Source organism: Streptomyces malaysiense (assembly GCF_000980885.2).
GTDB lineage: Bacteria > Actinomycetota > Actinomycetes > Streptomycetales > Streptomycetaceae > Streptomyces > Streptomyces malaysiense.
In genome coordinates, this window is sequence record NZ_LBDA02000082.1 from 1 (window position 1) to 2,075 (window position 2,075).

Consider the following 2,075-nt stretch of genomic DNA (forward strand, 5'->3'; position numbering starts at 1 on the left):
ACATCACGAGTTCAACCTCAGTAACCAGCCGATGACATCCACTCAGACGGACAACTGACAACCCACAAACACCGTCAGAGCCATCCTTGCGAAAACCATTGGTGCCCGGCTCGCTCCGCTGATGAACTGACGTCCTGCCGTGAGTCTGCCGCGTGACGGAGGTAGTAGTTGTGACGGGTTATAACGCGCTTGCCGAGGTGTACGAGTGGCTCATCTCGGATGCAAAGCTGGCTCCAGCCGAGTTCGCTGCGTCGTTCGATGACGTCCTCAATCTCCTGCCGTCGAACGCTCACGTCCTCGACTGTTCGTGCGGAACCGGACAGTTGGCGGTTGGCCTCGCCGGTCGTGGCATGCAGGTTGTCGCAACTGACGCCAGCGAAACGATGGTTCGTCGGACTGCAGAGTTGTCTGAGGAGTTCGGGGCATCCGTCCGGGCCGTACGGGCGAACTGGGAAGAGTTGCCCGACCATTTCCAGGACAACACGTTCGACATGGTGTTCTGCGTTGGCAACTCGCTGCACCATGCCGTGGGCGCGAGAGGCAGGGTTGCTGCTCTGGAGTCGATGTCACGGCTTCTGCGTCCCGGCGGGCGCTTGGTACTCACCTCCCGTACTTGGGAACTCGTGAGGGCCAGAGGCTCCCGGCTGGACATCAGTGGCCGACTCGTCCGCCGGAACGGTCGCGATGCCATCGTGGTCTACCGCTGGGAGATTGCGCCGCATTGGGAGGAGGAGCACCACATCGAGATTGCGATCGCGCAAGTTGATACGACCGGGTTGGTTCATGTCCGCTCGGAACTGCTGTCCTGCTGGCCCTACCGGTACGAGGAACTCGAAGTCGAGCTGCACCGGGTCGGACTCCAGACGGAACCGAGCACGTTCGATCTGGAGGCCGAGAACTACATGGTGGTCGCGAGCAAGGTATAAACACCGGACTCTCAGTCCCTGCCCGGACCGCGCGGTTGCTCGCAGGACGCTTGCGCCCTCTCACCGGTGCGGTTTCACCACGTACTCGCTCACCAGGGCACCCATCCAGCCGGTGTAGACGTCGACTGGCGCCACCTGCCAGATGCCGGACGAAGCCCCCGGAAGTGGTTCCGAGGGCTGACTTTGTTTGCTAGAGCAGTGCGCGGAACGGGTTCTCTTCGAGCGGTTCGGGCCGCTCGGCCACGGAAACCGGTGGGCGAACCGACCACTTCGGTTCCGGCGCAGGCTCCGGGGCACGGTTCGGCTCCGGACGGTAGGCGTCCAGGCGGACCACGGTGGGCCGCTGCGCCTCCCGATCTGCTGCGGCCAGCATGGGGGCGGAAGAATGGGAAACCGGTTTTGGCTCGGACTCGGAATCGTCACCGCGGAGTGTGAAAACGGTGGCCGGCCGACCCGTCTTGCCCGACCGTTCTACGGTCACCACAACTTCCGGAAGTGCTCGGACCTCAGCGGCCGTCGCTCCCACGTACGGGAGCACCTGCGAGGACGTGGCCGATCCTCCATGAAGTTCGATCCTGGCCCGGACCTTCTCAGCAAGGCTGAGCGGCTGACGCTTCCCCTTCGGAGACTCGCCCCCGGCGATCTCTTCCACCGAGTCCATGGTGTACGTGACAAGTGACGCCGCCGCTTCCAGGTCGGTCGCCGTGATCTGCGACCGCAGATCGAAGAGCGCGAACAGTGCTGCGATGCGGCGTACCTGTTCGTTGCAGCGGGCAGCGAACGCCTTCAACCCCTCGGACTCACGGGCCTTTGTGAGCAGGTCCCGCCGGATGATGTCGGCTACCTCGTACGCATCCTCGGAGAGAGTGACCAGACCGGCCCGCTGACTGTGCCGCACTGCGCGGGCCATCGCTTCCCCAGCTTCCGGGGCAGGGCCGTTGCGTGCTCGCGAGTTGGGCGGTTGATTCGCTGATGGGCCGTCATGTCGGTTGTAGGTAGGTCCGGATGCGGCTGCAGGCACGGTCTGCGTGATCATGTGAGTGTCGAAGTCCCATGATCACAAGTGAAGACCGTGCCTGCCCTCTTATCTTCTCCCATGCCGCCGGGGCTGGATCAACTGGCCCGCACCGATATGCCGCAACCGTTGCC

At 63.6% G+C, this 2,075-nt stretch carries 2 protein-coding genes; one reads left to right on the forward strand and one right to left on the reverse strand.

The window, feature by feature from the left end; genetic code table 11:
- The first annotated feature begins 170 nt into the window (after nucleotides 1-170).
- Nucleotides 171-926: a class I SAM-dependent methyltransferase gene (locus VT52_RS29570; protein WP_046429190.1), complete on the forward strand. Its 756-nt coding sequence runs from the start codon at nucleotides 171-173 to the stop codon at nucleotides 924-926.
- A 190-nt stretch (nucleotides 927-1,116) separates the two neighbouring features.
- Here VT52_RS29570 and VT52_RS29575 read toward each other — a convergent pair whose 3' ends face one another.
- On the reverse strand, nucleotides 1,117-1,962 hold the full coding sequence (locus tag VT52_RS29575) for a DUF3987 domain-containing protein (protein WP_107481483.1): 846 nt from the start codon (nucleotides 1,960-1,962) through the stop codon (nucleotides 1,117-1,119).
- Between the last annotated feature and the right edge of the window lie 113 nt (nucleotides 1,963-2,075).